Genomic DNA, 17,644 nt, shown 5'->3' on the forward strand with positions numbered 1-17,644 from the left:
TTATGTTATTTGACCTTATATTTTTTATACCATCTGTTTCTTTTAGGTATACATACCAATTTAATTTTTGAAGCTATATTTTATTTTAAATCTATTTGTTGGACATTTTACCAAGTCAATCATTTTTCAATTCATAGTATATAAATGTAAGGCTGGCGCTGGCATTACACAAAATACTAACAAAAGGGAGATAATAATAATGCAAGATAATAGATATTACAAACATATGAATTGGGATTATAGCAAATCTGAAAAGAAATGTTGCTGTGATAAACATGACCAAGGACATAAAGAAAAACCATGCTGTCATAAATATAATGAATGGAAACATAAAGAGCATCATTGTGATTGCAAAGAAGAGAAATCTTGTTGGAAAGAAGACAGAGATGAATGTAAAAAAGAAAAACATTGCTGGAAAGAAGAGAAAGATGAATGCAAACATGATCATCAATGTAAAGGCTGTATTTGTCATCTATTAAAACGGTTTGAGCTAGGAACTACAGTTGATGTTTACTTATCTGGTGGAGGTAGCTTCCGTGGCGTTGTATTTTTAAAACTAGATAATCGAAATTGCTGTGCATATTTTGTAGAACAGGCAGCAGCATCTGAACCAATTATTATCGATTGCGAAAAAATTGACGCAATTAGACGTATTGCTACTGTGTAATTATAAACTAGAGGTCAACTAAACTTTAATAGCATCTGCTTGCAATCCAGAATAAATATTACCGTGCTGCTCAGACAAAGTCTGCTGCGTTTTCCAGTCATTATTTTATTCCGTCATTGTCAAGCAGATGCTTTCTATATGATATCTGACTATTTTATCTTACTTCTGTAGTAAAGCTCCGTTAGCCATTAACTATTACTTTTACAATTGGTTCTAGCTTTCCGATAAATGCATCTCCTAAATAGTCCACATCTATTACAACTGCGCGCGGTTCAAAACGTTGAATACTATCAATAATACGTTCGGTATTCCGTCTCTTTGCAAACTGAAAAGGTACTTCATGCTCCTTTTTCTTATCTCTTACCCTTTTTTCTGGGTAAGACATAACAAATGTAGATAAAATATAAGCTACATTTTGCAATACTTCCTCAACACCTGTTGCACAAAAATTAATATTGCTCGTAGCAGTAACTTGATGTGTCATCCAATCAACCTTTCTACAATAAACCATTTAATCATTATCTTGTTACGTAAACGAATAGTATCATCCTTTTTTCTAATACTGATGCTTGAATTTTTACTTGATTCAAAGCAACACTTAGTTATGTATGCCAAAACGGCAAAGTATATGATTAGTAACTATATGCATAGTCTGAATTTATGTTTAGAAACACCTTATCTTGTTAAAGCATAATAAATTACATATAGCCAACTAAAACAACCGTGGATAATTGCCCAAATTATTGAATGATTGACACTCCACGATATTGTTATTGCTAGAACAGAACCAAATCCTATTCCATTTTTTACAACCGATTTATTCTCCATGTTATACACCTTCCTTTTCGGGCTTCTGGTGTGTAAAACACGACTAACTTTTATTTTCATTTCCCCCTTTCTCCACATTTTATGGCGATAACAGTTGTTTTTAAGTTGGTTCATAAATCATTATATGTTTAGTAAGGCACGACCATCCTATATCAGCATATAAATTTCTAAATTACTTAACTGGTGATACCTTATATACGCTCTCTCGTAATCTTTATTACCCGATTATCAATTATTTAACACTTCTTTTTCCTAAAATGCTGTTATTCATTAAAAAGAATAACTAATAAAGCGAATGTTTATGTCTAAAAGACTGTGGTCATAATTAAGGAAAGGAAGTGATGGATTGAAAATTTTAATAGTAGTTACAAGCATATTTGTTCCTTTTGTGATGGTATTGCTTCAATTGAAAAGCAAAATCGTACGTTCTTTGTTTAACACATTAGCAGTTTTGGCTATGATTTTTTTCGGGGGCATTGCATCCACCTCCATCTATCAAATTATTGTGGATAATGCAGTTTTTATGACCACGATCCATGCCGTATTTTTAAATCCATTATTTTTAATGGCAGGCGCTTATATTGGCGTCTTCATTATTTACAGGCTCATGCTTTTAACATGGCATGAAAAGTGACAATTACCCATGACAAACAGATAGTGATATTTCTACAACAAAAAAAAGAGGCTATCCAGATGGATGCCTCTTTTGCAAATGCATTTATTAATTAAAGTTTAACGATGTTTTTAGCTTGTGGTCCGCGGTTACCGTCTTCCACTTCAAATTCAACTTTTTGACCTTCGTCAAGTGATTTGAAACCTTCGCCTTGAATCGCTGAGAAGTGAGCGAATACGTCTGCTTCACCTTCAACTTCGATGAATCCAAAACCTTTTTCTGCGTTAAACCATTTAACTGTACCTTGTTTCATATACGAAACCTCCAAAAAAAATAAATTAATAAACAATTTCTTTTTAAAAAAAATTCACCTATTATAAAAAGTACCGAAAAACACGATTACTTTTTGTAATAGGTGAATTCAATATTTTAAATCAAGAAATCTTTTTATTAATTTCATTATATACGAAAACATACCAATTGTCTAGCTGAATTTCGTTAAATTTTAAAGCAATCATGCGATACGCCTTTATTTATGCCACTTTTCAATTGCTCAAATTCAACTTTAGAGTTGTTAATTGAAGGCGCTTTCTTATAAACGATACATCTCGTTTTACTATTTACTACAATAAACCGCTCTGCTTTTAAACTTGTCGACAACTGCAATCTACAATGTGATCATTCACCATACCTACCGCTTGCATAAATGAATAACATATCGTACTTCCGACAAATTTAAATCCATCTTTTTTTAACTGTTTGCTCATCTGTTCACTTAACTCTGTTGTCACAGGTACTTCGGCGATTGTTGCCCAATTGTTGACAATAGGCTGATGATCTACAAAGGACCATATGTAATCAGAAAATGATTTATGTTGTTGTTGTATTTTTAAAAAAGCTTGCGCATTCGTTACGACACTAGCTATTTTAAGTTTATTGCGCACTATCCGCTGATCCTCTTTTAGTTCAGCTAACTTATCTTCTGAATACGTGACGATTTTGGAAGCATCAAACTTATCAAAAGCTTCACGGTAGCCCTCTCTTTTTTGTAAAATGGTCCACCAGCTAAGTCCAGCCTGTGCTCCTTCTAAACATAGCATCTCAAATAAATGTTGATCGTCATAAACTGGCACACCCCATTCCTTGTCATGATACTCTACGTATAACGGCTCGTCCAACTTCACCCATTCACATCTTTTCATCATTCAACCTCCATTGTATTTTTTATCGGACTATTTCGTGCCCATTATATAAAGCCAGCCATTTCTCTTATGTTCTTGTATATTCACAAATTGAAAACCTACGTGGTCAAATAGCTGTCTTATTTCTTTATTGGTCTTATAGTCCTCTCTATGATAATTGATTTTATAAAGTTCTGAAATGATAATAAACTGACCATCTTTTTTTAAAACCCTAAATACTTCTTTAACATCCTTCGCAAAGTCTTGCCAAAAATAATGTGTTTGGCATGCTATTATTTTATCAAAATAAGCATCTGGGTAAGGAATATTAGAAACACTTGCCTGTTTTACAATTACTTTGCCACTAGCGACATCTTTCTTATTTACTTTCGTTGCATTTCGTATCGCTTGTTCGGAAAAATCAATTCCATAGATTTTTCCATGGTGATTAATTCTAGATAATGCTTGAATTGTTTTTCCACCCCCGCATCCTATATCTAAAACAATATCTCCATTCTTGATTGCCCCACTTTCGATTAACCAAGAAGTCATTCCACGGTGAGCAACATTCATAATACGTAGCATTATTGACCCTATTAACCCATTTGGGTGCTTTGCCTGTTCAATAAGCCTTTGTAAAATTGTCAATATAATTAACCTCCTATATCACGATAATTTTTTCCGATGTCTACTTACGTTTGGGCTATGGTTGAATTTAATGCTTTGAAACTGATATTCGATTGTTCTACTAGATAATCGCTTTACATTTTCAGCAGCAATGCTTTTCGTATTTTTTCGTTTCCATTCCCTGTAAGTTTCCTATATAATTTTTACGTTTACAAAACCTAAAAGTTTCAATAATTTCCATTTTGATACATAAAAAAAATCACAGTTACATTTCACTGTGATTTTTTCGATAAATATATATATGAGTTCACTTTATATGGACAAATTTTTATTGTTTTGTCTGGACATATTTTGCATGCCTTCGACAAAAACACTCTAAATTAATTTAAATATGTATTGTTTGAAGTATTTCGTTCGCGCTCATCTATTACTAGATGGATAATAAATGCTAACTGTTGTTCAATTCGCAGATTATTTTGATGAAAAATATCAGCTATTGCACTTTTTTGGTTATCTGCTAGTTCAACCTTCTTCAGCATCAACATAATTTCTTCTTTCGAAAGCCCAAACATCTTTAATCACCCCATTTCATATTTCAAAAATAATTCACTATTCCAAAAACATTATCCAAGTTCTAGTACTCAAGACAAGCATTATTATTAATGAACCATTTTTACTAATTATAGGATATAACATACGAAATAATCAATCTAAAAACTAAATTTTCTAATAATATATTCTTCTTTAGCAACACTTATTATTATATTGTATATAATATTACAAATATTTTATTCCATAATTCCAATAAATTAACAAGGTTTTCTAAAATAATACTATCTTAGGCAATAATTAAGAATGACAATATACTTGTAAAAAAGAATACTTTAATTGTCGAAATCCAGTAATCTTTGTCAATATTTTGCATCAAAAAAAAGTAATGTTCAAGTATTTTCACTCGTACTGCCCAAATATTTCATGTATTCTCTGCTTTACGTTCTTGTAGCAATTTTGCTTATTAAAAATGAAGGGTGTTAGGGCTAAATATACGTTTATTGACATACAAAAAAGTAATTTCAAAATTTTTTTGAAACTACTTATGCTACCCTTTTTCATTTTTTTCCATTGCTACTATTACATGTACTTAAGCTGTCAACAGATTGCTGTATTTTTTCTGATGTTACAGGCTGTGTGGTTGGACGGCTGATTCTTGAGGAGCTATCTCTTTGGCATTGACTATCTTTATATTGCCCACGTATATAGAGCTGACTTTGTTCTTGTACAATAGCTACTGTTTTCATATGCGCTAAACTCATGTTGACGATTTCGAGAAGTGATTGATTGGTCATCGCTAAAAAAGTTCTATCTGTTTCATCGATTGCACAATTTTGGATACGTCCCATTGACTTATCAGACCAAAAAATCGAATAAGGACTTTGCTGACATTGTAAAAACTTACTATCCACTACTTCCACAATTGCATCAATACACGTAATACCGTTCCCTACAATATGTTTAAAAGTACAATTATTCGCAAAAAGACGTGCATTATTTATATAAATATGATGGCTTTCAAATTCCTGTATACGTGAATTTTTCAAGGTAATCTTCGCATGGTCGTTGCCATAAATTCCGCCCGTCTGCCCAAAATGTATTTTACACTGATCGACTACAAGCCCACTTGCGTCTACAATAACATGGAATTGTGTATGGTGTTGGATATCACATTCAGTCATTATTACATCGGATTCATTGAAAATAGTAACTCCTGTTGTACTTCCCTTTTTCACATGACATTTCCGAACCTCAGCTTTACTATTTTCAATAAACAATTGTGGCTTTACATGTTTATAAATCTGGCAATCATAGATAATTACCTTTGATTTTTCCCCTATATATAATCCGTTACTTTGTCCGTATGCAATGATACTATCTGTCGCAACCATTTTGCTTTCATGAACTACCACATTTGTTCCTATATGATGTTTAATCTCACAATGATCCATTGTTAAGTCGGAACCACTAATTACTTGAATACCTAAATCCTTTCCTCCGTGAATTACTGTATTTAGCATATTGATTGTACTCGAAGCTCCAACAATTTGTGTTTTTTTGTGCCCATGGATTTCACAATCTTCTATCGTCATTTTTACATTTCTAATGGCAAAAATTCCATTCATCGCACCCTCTAACAACAAACATTTTGACATTGCTATTTCACTATTTTGTATAATAATTTGAGCCTTTGTATGTTGTTGTATCGAAGACTCCGAAAGCATCACGCTAGATCCATTATCAATTCTAAGTCCAAATTGATTGGATGGACTTGCTATTATATCGACATTTTTCATCAACAGACTTCCAAAGTTAACTGTAACTTGCGTACTCACCCTTTGTTGCTCAATTACACAGTTTTCAAGCTGTAAATCACCTTTAATATAAATTCCCTGACCTTGACTAAAACGGAGATTACGCATTTCTACATGTGTTTGATAGCGAACAAATACACTACCTTTAATTGTGACATCACCTTTACCGTAAATCGTTAACCTTTTTGATATCTCTATACTTTCTTCGTAAACGCCATCTCTTATTTCTATAAAGTCTCCTACTTCAGCATCCTGCAGCGCCTGGTTAATACTTTGATAACGATGCATTATACTCCTTTTTACAACAAGTGTTGCCATCCACATGCCTCCGATCTTTTTGTTTCAATCCCTCTACATCCTATTTATATACCCATTGAACTACCTGTTATTCAATTTTGTACAAATAATTTACAATATATATGATGTTGGCTTCAATTCAAAAGAAATGGCAATGGTATCAACTGATATTTTTATGTAACAATAGTAAAAACAAAAAATAAAACCAGCAATAAAGCGATACATTCGCTTATTACTGGTTTTTTGCTACATTATTTTTTTCGTTTCATGAAGAATATTGCTATCATCACTGCGACTAGTGCAATGACTGCAATAATCCATATCATACTTGAGCTAGTTGAAGTTTTATCGCTTCCTTCATTCTTTTGCTGATCTTCTCGGAGTGTTGACGTTCCTTCATACTTGTTTGTTGTATCTTCCGTTGTTTGTTGTGTAGTCGAAGCGATTTGAATGTATTGTATTGTTGGTGCATCTGATGTCTGTTGTTCATGTCCATGATGGTGACCACCGCTCGTCGTCAAAATAGATTTTTCTAAGTTTTGACCAATCCAGCTTTCAGGGTCAGTTGAATCAGCAAAAATACGAGGATGCCCTGATAGCATATACGTTTTGCCTTCAACGATAACGCCCATGTTATCTCCTGTTACGACATCTTCAATTGTTCCTGTTGGTCCATAAGAAAAACCACCCATTTGAAGTAAAGTATGTCCACCCATATCCATATCTAGGTTTTCAGATAAAAAGGTAATATACTCTTCTTTTGTCAACGTTGCATCTGGTTTTTCAAATTCATATTTATTATGCAGTAATGCTGTATTAATTTCTTTATACGTAATGTCTCCCTCTAGTGAAGAGACATATTCTTCATTTTTTGCTGCTTGGGCAAGCTCTTCCACTGTTGAACCTTCCAGACCGAAAAATGCTCCTATCCAAGCTGCAAAATCTTTACGGGATAAGTTCTCTGATGGGTTCAATGCCATATCGACACCATTATATCCAATAAGCCCTAAGCTTTGAAGGACCATAATTTGTTGTATGTTTTCTGAAGTTGCAGGGACATCTGTATAAAGCATACTTTTATCTGTCGTATGCGCAGAGGCTACTGCTGGCGCCATAAGTAGTGCACTCATTAATAGTAATAATATATATTTTCTCAATTTTTACTCCACCTTCCATTACAATAGTATATCGCCTAATTGTGTTGAAAGTATGAAATCCGATAGGTATAATACTATTTTGTACAAATTAATTACAATTCAATGGGTTATAACATTGTAAAGACTGTTTCGGTATTGATAAGGTAATAGTAATTCAAATTGATTTCGTTCGATCAAGCCAAATAAAAACCAGCAATTTAGCGATTAAATCGCCAATTACTGGTTGAAGTCATACTTATTTTTTTTTACGTTTCATCAAGAAAATTGCTATAATAACTGCCACAAGTGCAATAAGTGTAACAATCCATAACGTGCTTGAACTTGTTGAAGTTGTATCAGCTGTTTCGTTTTCATTAGAAGATTTCTTCGTTTCTTGTTGCTGGGTTTCTTCCGTAACTTGCTGAGTAGTTGAACCTATTTGAATATATTGTAGTGTTGATGAATCAGACAGCTGTTCTTCATGTCCATGATCATCGCTTGTGCCTTGTCCATGATCATGACCGTGATCATCATGCATGGTTAAAATAGACTTTTCTAAGTTTTGCCCAATCCAGCTGTTTGGGTCAGTTGAATCAGCAAATATACGAACATGACCAGATAACCTGTATGTTTTTCCTTCAATAATAATGCCTAATTCATCACCTGTTACTACGTCTTCAATTATCCCCATTGGACCATAAGAGAAACCGCCCATTTGAAGTATAGAACTTCCTTTTATATCTAAATCCAAATTTTTAGTTATAAAAGAAATATAGTCATCCTTTGTGAGCGTTGCATCTGGCTTTTCCAATTCCAACTTCTGTTGCAATAATGCAGAATTTATTTCTTTATATGTTATATCTCCTTCTAAAGTAGAGATATAGTTTTCATTTTTCGCGGCTAGCGCTAGTTCATCTAAAGTAGAACCATTTAGACCCAAATAGCCTCCTAGCCAAGCTGTAAAATCTTTGCGTGATAAATTTTCTGATGGGTTCAACGTCATATCTACGCCATTATATCCTAGCAGTCCAATACTATGAAGAACCATTATTTCCTGTAAATTAGGTGTAGTAGCAGAAACATCTGAATAAAGCATACTTTTATCCATTGGATGTGCATAAGCTGCTGACGGAATGATGAACATTCCAATCATCAATATTATGAGTATAATTTTTTTCAAATCTTCCACCTCCTAATTCCTAGTATAAATACTATTTGTGATGAAAGTTTGAAATTTGATAATTTTATATTTATTTATGAAAAGGCTGTTACATTTTCTTTCTAGCTTCTAAATGGGCAATAGAACTATCCCCTTTTTCAGTTAAAAAGATAAGTGTTGGCATCTCCTACACGTGTCCGATTTGCTTTCGTACGATTTGATAATCTATCCGTAAAAAATGATAGTCCAAAAATACGCATCGTATGTACAACAGTCAAAGTTGTGTCAATTTTACTCCACCTTCCATTAAGTATTTCTCTTAATTGTGATGAAAGTATGAAATCCGATTGGTTTAATCATTTTTATAATTTAAATTTACCAACTAGGTCATTTAAATTTTCTGCCATTTCCGCTAAATTACTTGAACTATTTTTAATTTCATCCATAGAGCTTGCAGCTTGTTCAATCGTTGCAGAGGTTTCTTGAATACCCGCTGCTGATTGCTCTGAAACAGCAGCAATTTCATCAACTGATTTATTAATATCCATCGTACTTTGAACAACATCCTCTAACTTAGTAGACATTTGGACAATGCTAGATGACATGGAATAAACAGCATTGGCAATGTCACTAAATGTCTCATTAGTGGAAACGATTTGAGTTGTTCCTTTTGCAACCTCACCATAGCCTTTTTCTAAAGATGTTGTGACAGTCATAGAATCATCTTGAATTATTTTAATAATAGTCGTGATTTCATTAATTGATGCGGATACTTGTTCAGCTAGTTTTCGGACTTCATCTGCTACAACGGCAAAGCCCTTACCATGCTCGCCAGCACGTGCCGCTTCGATTGCTGCGTTTAGCGCTAATAAATTTGTTTGAGCAGCAATTTCATGAATGACCGCAATAATTTTAGAGATTTCCTGTGTTTGTTTATTGAGCTCGTCAACCTTTTCAACCGAATCCTTCACAATAAAGTCAATGGTCATCATTTGCTGTGTAGAAGCTTCCATAAGCTCTTTACCATCTTCGGTTAACTTCATCACAGATTCAGAGAACTGATAGACATCCTTACTACTTTGGTTGACGTCCGTTACTTTAGTTGAAAAGTCAGTCATGCTTGTCGCAACATCAGAAGCATTACTCGCTTGCACTTCTGTTCCACTCGCTATTTCTCCAACCGTATCAACGATTTGCTCTGTACCTTCTTTTACCTCTGTAGCTGATTGCATTAATTCCTCACTGTGTGTAGCCACTTCATTTGAAACAGATTGAATATGCTTTAACAAATCATTTAAGATTTGAGACATAGTGTTTGTCGCTTCAGTTAATTGCCCTATTTCATCCTTTGTTTTTACAATTAATGCAGGCTCACTTAAAACACCCTCTGTAATGCGTTGCATGCGTTTAGTAATTAAAATAATCGGCTTCGAAATAAGACGCGCACTAATTAGCGCTGTAATAATTGCAATGACAACTATAAGTATTCCAACGATAATACTTGCTGTTTGCTTACGCTCACCTGACGTAAGCAGGGAATCCCCTACCGCATTAATGGATTGTTTTCGTTGTTCTGCTAAACCTTCGTAACCTTCACGAATTTCTGTAGCTTTTGTATCCATTGCCGCTAAATTATGTACAGCTAATTCCACATTTCCTTTGTCATATACATCAAATACTTCTTTTTGGACATAGCTACTCCATTCTTTTGCCATTTCCGCATATTTGGTAAATTCCGATGATTCCGAAATAGATAAACGTTTTTGTTCATTTTCTAGGGCTCTTTCTACGTTTTCATTATAAATATTTATATATTTTTCATTACCAGATAACACATATCCACGTGCTGCTGCAATCCGTAAACCAATTGTTGATGCTAACTCATAATCAGTTATTAATAATTGTAATTCCTCATCTACAATTTGTTCAGTTGCCTTATTACTTTGCGAGATTTCATAAAAATTAAAACTAATATAGAAAACAATTACAGCTACTACAATACTAAATGCAAAAACAATTCTTTTACCGATGGATTTAAAGTGCATTCTTCATTATCCCCTTATTTGATATAGTCATTTTTTTATCCCCTTCACTTTGCTAATGAAATATACTACTAAACCTTTTTAGACCTAATAAAAACAACCTTTGTTTACAATCAAAAAAATTTAACTGTATTGCACAATATTAGTAATCTATCATTTTTTATTTGCTTTAGGATGATTTTAGAATTTTTCTTAAATATAATTGAATAAATTAGTAGTTTCTTTGTGTTTTTAAGCATCCTTTTTACAAATTATTTTCCCAATTGGATTATAAATCTCGGTTATTACTAAGACTTTTCACCCGTTTTTTTATATTAGTAATGCTTAAAAACAAAATCTCCCATTTCGTTTTTAACACGAAACAGGAGATTTTGCTTGTACATGCAGACATCGTTTGCCTTATTTTCGTTCGATCTGATAATCTATACGCAAAAAGGGCAGTCCAAAAATGCGCATCGTATGCACAGCCGATAATGTTGTCTCATTTTTAGCAGTAATAGTAAAATGCTCATTTAAAGGAAGTCTAAATACATAGTGTTTCATTGCTAAATAAATGCCTGCATCCCCTCCATCGGAACTCGTTATATGTAAGTCCCCGTCTTTTTCATAAACATATAAAATACCTATCATTGTTGAAAAAGGGAGTGGTAAAGCAATATTCATAAAAGTTGTTTGAGCTGTCGTATGTTGTGAATAGATGGCCACAAATGTTGTTTGCTCATCGATCGTACGAATCCATGCTCGTGGCGCTTGTCGACCATCCTGTCGTTCATCTACTTTGACAATGACGCCATTCATCTCCACTTGCTTGCTTGTTAAAGGTAAATTAAGCTGCTGCATCCAACGACTAATACCTTGATAAATCAACGCTAGTGGTTTAAACCATGCTCGCCATTGTACGGAAGCAATTAATTGATAACAGTTGGTGTGTTCATAAAAATGAGGAATGACTGTAGGAAGATGACTCGTATCGACAAAATCCTGAAGTGCATCGACTAAACCAGCATGTGCATCTCCTGTTGTATGTAATTTTCCACGTATTCGACTTACTGGAAAAGTATATGATTGATGTGTAGAAATCGGAACTTCCAAGCCCCATGCTATTACACCTATCAACCCAAACAGGAAGCAATTTACTAAGCCATGAAATGTTAGCATATCTGGTATACTGACTATGATAATGCCAGAGAAATTACCGAATGCGTAAAGTAAAGACCATACTATTGTAAAACATAATGCACCGTAAGATACCTGCAACAAAATACACTGTCTTTTTGGTAAACTTATCTTTAACGCAAGCTTAAACAACCAATAGATTGCAACTATGTAGAGCATAACGGACACAATTTCAATAATTGTTGAAAATGCTATTCCAAGTGCTACGAGCAGTGGGCCTGTCAGTAAAATGAAAACAACGATATTGTATCCTTTACTTTTATGTATCCTTCCAAACAAGCCAATGGAAATAGCTAATAAACATGCAGAATAGTGAAAATGAATAGCGGTTAACCACGTAATTAACGGAGAAAATCCTGTATCGATTTCCGCAATGTAAGCAAAGAACCACAGTCCTCCAATTAATATATATATGAGTCCAATATCTATAGCAATCTCAGCGATATTCACAAAACCCCTGTGTAAAAATCGTGTCACCCCTTGTAATGCAATAAACGCTGTATAAAGAACGTATACAATTGCTAAGTAAATTGCCAGCTCACTATCAGCTAACCAATGCAACAGTGTTACAGCAATCATCATCACACTCATAATTACATGACCCTTTTTATTGAAAGATACGACGATTTTTACCATTGCAGGCACTAATACAAGTTGAGCAAATGTAAGTAAAATTAAATAATTCGGTTGCTTACTAAATAGATAGCAAATAATAAAGAGTATCCATCCAAGGAATAACACTGGACTAAAGAGATTTTTGCGTAAATTCGCCAGCATACATCATTAACCTCCCTAAAAGTGGATTATGAATATATACATGAATGGTAAAAACATTTTTGCTGTCATCATAGCCTTCCTCGACAATCACATGTCCTTCTAACATTTTAGGAATTTTACATTCTAGCTTAGACATAACAAAACGTTGTGCACCAGAGCGTATTACTAATTTCCCCTCACGTGTTACAGAAAACAATAAATCCGAATAGAAAAGAGCTGGTGAACCCAAATAATCCTTAACAACCTTTTTGACTGGATCTACTGTCATCCTTGCATCAAAATGCCTTGTCTTTTTACTCATAAAAAAAGTTCGTTCCCATTTCACTTCTAGTTCTCCATTAGGTAATTGGCGACAAATATTGCTTATTGTAAACGGAACATCCTTTCCTGATTCGGGAAATAAAAACTTAAACTTAGCTGCAACGATATAAAAAGGACGCATCCATTTCGCTCCTGATTGGATACTATGCATAACACCTTTTGCAGAAAAAGTTTGATTTAATGGCAATGCATAGCGCTGTTGGAGTTTCGGATGAAGTCTTTTATAATCTTCACCTAATAATGTTTGATAAATGGTCATCCCTCTTCCCCTCGCTTTCGTTTACAAGTTTTTGCACTAGGTAAATCTTTACTAAGTATATACCCGACAATGGATAATACCCATAATGCACCATTAAAGGTCACTGGATTAAATGGCGCCATCGCTATATTTATATTTACCCCTAACACGCATAATGTTAATAATGGAAACAAAATAATTTGTATTAGAAAGAGTAGCCGTTTTCCCCTTGGTAATAACCAGCAGAGTGCAAAAATCATTTCTATAATACCAATGCAAAAAACTAGAAACGGTAGATTTAGATTGGCACCATTCAGAAAAGTAAGTGATTCCTTTACCATCATCACTTCATCAGGATGCTGAACCATTACTTTTGGCACAAGACCATGGTACAGCCATATAAAGCAAAAAAATATACTTATAAACATTGTTAAAAAGAAACGTCGGTACTGGGTACTTGGATTTTCTCCTTGCTCAAGCCATCTTTTCAATACATCAAAGCTAAGTGCTGTTGCCCAGCCCATTATCGGACGAAATGCAAAATCAAAGAGTTTACCAAGTTTGCCAAAACGCACTTCATAATCATATTGCGTTAAAAATGTTAATCCATGATCTTTAGGGATGTACTTCCAGTATCCTTTTCCCTCTGCGATTGGCGATATTTTCTGTGGCGTCCCAAAATGCAAAGAGGAAATTTTCGAACCATCTTTTTTTATATGCTCCCCTTTGCTTTCCCCCCAACCATTCACTTTTACACCAGGCATTACTTTCGTTTCGTAGGTAAAACGTTGAGGCTCATTTGGATGCTTTTTATCTTCATATGTAATTTTAGTAAAGCGCAAATCCCACTTTTCATGAAGCTTCGGATTTTGGGTATATTTCCACGCATCTTCAATTGATGCTTGCATATCAACCTCAACGTATATCGGTTTTTTTTTCATTCCATTCTCCCCTCAAGTAATGACTTAAAATTTAAGTCTTTTACATCTTTATAAGTCCTTATCGTGTAACATTACAATTTGAAGTTAGCGAAAACATTTTATACTATATTTAACATTATAACAGTGAATTTCCTATGATTAACCCCTCGATTCAATAAAAAAACAGCTTTCAAGATGAAAGCTGTTCACAGGGAGTGCCAGGCACTAAAACAATTCTAAAACAATTATTTATGTGATGCATTACTCATATTATGCACCTACAAACAACACAGCCTGTCCTATTGCAATAAAAAAGGCTTCATGCTGAATCGGGCTAGTATCTTCAATTTGGAGTGTAATATCAAAATGGGTTTCATGAAAAATTGCTTGCCAGCGTGCAATTGGCTGTTCATCCAATGTAAACACTGACCAGTCTTCCATTTCCTTATTCAGCATTATTTTAAGGTGACCATCTGTTATGATTAAATCTGGAATCATGATTTGCCAGCCATCATAGGCAATCATATAATCTTTACCTGTTAAAATGTCTTTCCCTTTAAAATGCACACGGCCCCGACGTGATATTTTTTTACATGTAAAAAGACGTTGCCCATCTTGTGCCCTTACATCAAATTGTACAAAATACCGATAATCCATCATACGGTCAAATACCTTTTTCAATCCGTTAGAGTATATCCGCTGAACATTTGAAGAGACTTGCCCTTCCTCATCCACTATTTGAACTACGTTTGTCGATTCAATCGCTGCGGGTTGCTTATATGTAAAAGTTCTCAAAATATTCGCTCCTTCAATGTCCGTTGCTTCTATTAAGCTAACACAAAATAAGCATCAAATACAATTTACCTGATGTATTTGACACTTATTTATCAAGGAATAGCGCTAGTATCTATTTATCCAGCTTAAATGTAATATCACCCACGCCCATTTCAGCGTTTATCTCTAATATAACATCTGCTTTTTCATATGCTTCATTGACAAAAATTCCTTTACCTTTAGCAATAAAGCCCTCCAAATTAATTGAGCCAATTCCTTTATCAGTCGTTATTTTTACGCCAACTGTAGAAGGTAAAATAACTGTAGTTTGACCAACACCTGTTTCAATATTCGTTTCGAAGCTTTTATTCCAATCGCCACCTAAATCAACGTATAAGTCGCCTACACCTGTTTCAATATCTAAGTTTTCAAGCTTTAGGCCACGTAAATCTAACTTTGCTTTTGATGCTCCTGTCTCTACAGAAAGATCCATTGGTATATCTTCATTCAGTTCAATATCCCAAAAGTTTTTAATATTGCCAAGTCCAATTTTAGTAGATCCTTTATGTTCGATGACTAAATCACCAGTTTTCCCGCGTTGTTTGTAGTGTACTTTTGGTGCTAGTTTCTTTATATTATATTGAGCATTTCCTTCCATCCATTCCTTTGCACCTTTTGCAACCGTCAATTCGCCGACACCAAGATTTATTTCTACTTCTAATTTTTCTGCATTATCCTTTTTAACTGACAATGTATTTTCCTGTTCTTTTACTTTCTCTGGAATAAAAGAAAAACAACCTGTTAATATGAGCAACGAAGCACTAAATATTAAAGCAAAGCCTATCAATTTTTTCACTGTTATTTCCTCCTACCTTATATTCTTCCATTAAATCCATTTTATCTGATATAAGAAAAATGAAAACGACCCTTAGCTTTAACTTCGACTAAGACTTGAGACGTAGTGGTTTTCATTACCATTCATCTATATGCTTGCCCTAGGCAAAATTTGAACCCTTCATCTTTTCTCTTAAAAACAGTTCTAGATGAAGGGTTCATTAAATTTGCTATTCATTGTCTGGCAAAAAAATTATGTCTGATGGTTCATATAAATTGTCCATAATACCATCTTCGTGAACAGCTCGTATTGTGATGTCTGATAAATCGACATTCGAGCGGTAAGGTACCGTAGCTAGCTGTGCACGATTTGCATTCACAAGCACTTCAATCTGTTCAAAATTCATGCTTACGATTAATTTCTCAATGTCATTTCCGTCAACAAGGGGAATCACTAAATATTGAATATCAAGTATTGCTATCACTCGCATCGTACCTTCAGAGCTTAAAAAACCGTAATCTAATTTATAGCCTTTCCCATCATTCTTGAAAAAAGAAATACCTTGCATGTTAGGCGTCGAAAAATAACTCATACGATATTGTTTGATAGTCATCGTGTCAAAAAGACGCAAATCCTCTGTATTTCCTATTGACCATACCCCTGATTGTAATGTACTCACGATATCGGCTTCATTTGCTACATAATAGCGATAGCCAATGCGTTCAGTCATATTGCCGACAATTGCGAGTACAATAATCGTACTAAGCAACACCCACCATAGCCACTTTTTACGTAACGCATAGAGGACAAAGCAACAGCAAATGACAATTGCTACTAGCCCACCTATCATTAAAGGTTGCTGTAGGATTGTATAGTCTTTTTCCTTACCCGATTTTTCGGGATAATTTGCTGAGCCTGTTATTGCTGGCGCATCGGGTGATAAAAGATCTATTTTAAATAAAAGTAAATCTAGTCCTATAAAAAGAATTACAGTTAAGCAGATTGTTAATAAAACAGGCATGAGGGAACGTTTTCTTTGTTGATGGATTTTATGAAAGGTTTTTGCTTGATTGTCTATTGAAAATGATCCTTCTTTATAGACAGTATTAATGGCGTTACGAATCTGATCCATATTCAAATCCCTCCTCCTGCAATGTCATGCCAATTAATTGACGTGCCCTTCTGAGTCTCGTTTTGACTGTATTTTCTTTCATCTTTAATGTTTCAGCTACTTCATTTAACGATAATTCCGCAAAGTGAAATAGTAATAGGACATCCTTGTATTTTGTAGGTAGTTTCTCAATAGCTGCAACTAACATAGTATCAGACTCATTTGTAAGTAGTTGAGCAACTGGATTTACTTCATTGCCCATTAAATTATTCCAATACTCTATAACTTGTATTTGTTTATAACGCCAACTAGATAAATAATTATGGCAATGGTTAATAGCAATACGATACAAATATGTTTTTACAGATGCTTCTTCACGAAATTGGTCCATTTTTTCATAATATTTTACGAATGTATCCTGCACTAAATCTTCGGCTACTGCCCAGTTTTGTACATATGTATAGCACACACGTACTAAATAATCGCCATACTGCGTCATCGCTTTTGTTAAGCAAGCATCCTTCTGAGTTTTCATCACTTTGCTCGCCCCCAATCCATAAAGCTTGTGATTTGTGC

The 17,644-nt window shown here is 34.2% G+C and carries 18 protein-coding genes; 2 read left to right on the forward strand and 16 right to left on the reverse strand.

What is annotated here, in order from left to right:
• Positions 1-199 precede the first annotated feature (199 nt).
• Complete coding sequence (locus FH508_RS13625) at positions 200-667, forward strand: hypothetical protein (protein ID WP_172771834.1); 468 nt, start codon at positions 200-202, stop codon at positions 665-667.
• 181 nt (positions 668-848) lie between these two features.
• Here FH508_RS13625 and FH508_RS13630 read toward each other — a convergent pair whose 3' ends face one another.
• On the reverse strand, positions 849-1,151 hold the full coding sequence (locus tag FH508_RS13630) for a hypothetical protein (RefSeq protein ID WP_172771835.1): 303 nt from the start codon (positions 1,149-1,151) through the stop codon (positions 849-851).
• Positions 1,152-1,841: 690 nt separating this feature from the next.
• Here FH508_RS13630 and FH508_RS13635 point away from each other — a divergent pair.
• Positions 1,842-2,129, forward strand: coding sequence for a transposase (locus FH508_RS13635; protein WP_172771836.1), 288 nt, complete (start codon positions 1,842-1,844; stop codon positions 2,127-2,129).
• 91 nt (positions 2,130-2,220) lie between these two features.
• On the opposite strand, the gene FH508_RS13640 is transcribed toward FH508_RS13635, so the two are convergent.
• From FH508_RS13640 to FH508_RS13710, 15 genes are all read right to left on the reverse strand, one after another.
• Positions 2,221-2,421 carry a cold-shock protein gene (locus tag FH508_RS13640; RefSeq protein ID WP_024360941.1) on the reverse strand — a complete coding sequence of 67 codons (201 nt, stop codon included), beginning with the start codon at positions 2,419-2,421 and terminating at the stop codon, positions 2,221-2,223.
• A gap of 331 nt (positions 2,422-2,752) precedes the next feature.
• The gene (locus FH508_RS13645; RefSeq protein ID WP_217270091.1) at positions 2,753-3,310 is read right to left on the reverse strand and encodes a DNA-3-methyladenine glycosylase I; all 558 of its coding nucleotides are present in this window, start codon (positions 3,308-3,310) and stop codon (positions 2,753-2,755) included.
• 30 nt (positions 3,311-3,340) lie between these two features.
• A complete protein-coding gene (locus tag FH508_RS13650) occupies positions 3,341-3,937 on the reverse strand; it encodes a class I SAM-dependent methyltransferase (protein ID WP_172771838.1) in 597 nt (198 codons plus the stop codon).
• 359 nt (positions 3,938-4,296) lie between these two features.
• Positions 4,297-4,488, reverse strand: a complete 192-nt coding sequence (locus tag FH508_RS13655; protein WP_172771839.1) for a hypothetical protein — start codon at positions 4,486-4,488, stop codon at positions 4,297-4,299.
• A gap of 537 nt (positions 4,489-5,025) precedes the next feature.
• A complete protein-coding gene (locus tag FH508_RS13660; RefSeq protein ID WP_172771840.1) occupies positions 5,026-6,600 on the reverse strand; it encodes a right-handed parallel beta-helix repeat-containing protein in 1,575 nt (524 codons plus the stop codon).
• A 230-nt stretch (positions 6,601-6,830) separates the two neighbouring features.
• Entirely contained in the window at positions 6,831-7,736 is a 906-nt protein-coding gene (locus FH508_RS13665; protein WP_172771841.1) for a hypothetical protein, read from the reverse strand.
• Between the two features lie 235 nt (positions 7,737-7,971).
• Positions 7,972-8,895 carry a hypothetical protein gene (locus tag FH508_RS13670; protein WP_172771842.1) on the reverse strand — a complete coding sequence of 308 codons (924 nt, stop codon included), beginning with the start codon at positions 8,893-8,895 and terminating at the stop codon, positions 7,972-7,974.
• Between the two features lie 341 nt (positions 8,896-9,236).
• Complete coding sequence (locus FH508_RS13675; RefSeq protein ID WP_172771843.1) at positions 9,237-10,919, reverse strand: methyl-accepting chemotaxis protein; 1,683 nt, start codon at positions 10,917-10,919, stop codon at positions 9,237-9,239.
• Positions 10,920-11,315: 396 nt separating this feature from the next.
• Entirely contained in the window at positions 11,316-12,869 is a 1,554-nt protein-coding gene (locus FH508_RS13680) for a YndJ family protein (protein ID WP_172771844.1), read from the reverse strand.
• Complete coding sequence (locus tag FH508_RS13685) at positions 12,838-13,449, reverse strand: DUF4166 domain-containing protein (RefSeq protein ID WP_172771845.1); 612 nt, start codon at positions 13,447-13,449, stop codon at positions 12,838-12,840. Before FH508_RS13685 ends, FH508_RS13680 begins: the two co-directional genes overlap by 32 nt.
• Positions 13,446-14,369: a DoxX-like family protein gene (locus FH508_RS13690; protein ID WP_172771846.1), complete on the reverse strand. Its 924-nt coding sequence runs from the start codon at positions 14,367-14,369 to the stop codon at positions 13,446-13,448. Before FH508_RS13690 ends, FH508_RS13685 begins: the two co-directional genes overlap by 4 nt.
• Before the next feature lie 249 nt (positions 14,370-14,618).
• A complete protein-coding gene (locus FH508_RS13695) occupies positions 14,619-15,143 on the reverse strand; it encodes a tubby C-terminal domain-like protein (protein ID WP_172771847.1) in 525 nt (174 codons plus the stop codon).
• 112 nt (positions 15,144-15,255) lie between these two features.
• A complete protein-coding gene (locus FH508_RS13700) occupies positions 15,256-15,978 on the reverse strand; it encodes a toast rack family protein (protein ID WP_172771848.1) in 723 nt (240 codons plus the stop codon).
• A 208-nt stretch (positions 15,979-16,186) separates the two neighbouring features.
• Positions 16,187-17,089: a signal peptidase II gene (locus FH508_RS13705; protein WP_172771849.1), complete on the reverse strand. Its 903-nt coding sequence runs from the start codon at positions 17,087-17,089 to the stop codon at positions 16,187-16,189.
• A complete protein-coding gene (locus FH508_RS13710; RefSeq protein WP_228134515.1) occupies positions 17,073-17,603 on the reverse strand; it encodes a sigma-70 family RNA polymerase sigma factor in 531 nt (176 codons plus the stop codon). Before FH508_RS13710 ends, FH508_RS13705 begins: the two co-directional genes overlap by 17 nt.
• Positions 17,604-17,644: the final 41 nt, after the last annotated feature.

This window comes from Lysinibacillus sp. CD3-6 (genome assembly GCF_006351725.2).
GTDB lineage: Bacteria > Bacillota > Bacilli > Bacillales_A > Planococcaceae > Lysinibacillus.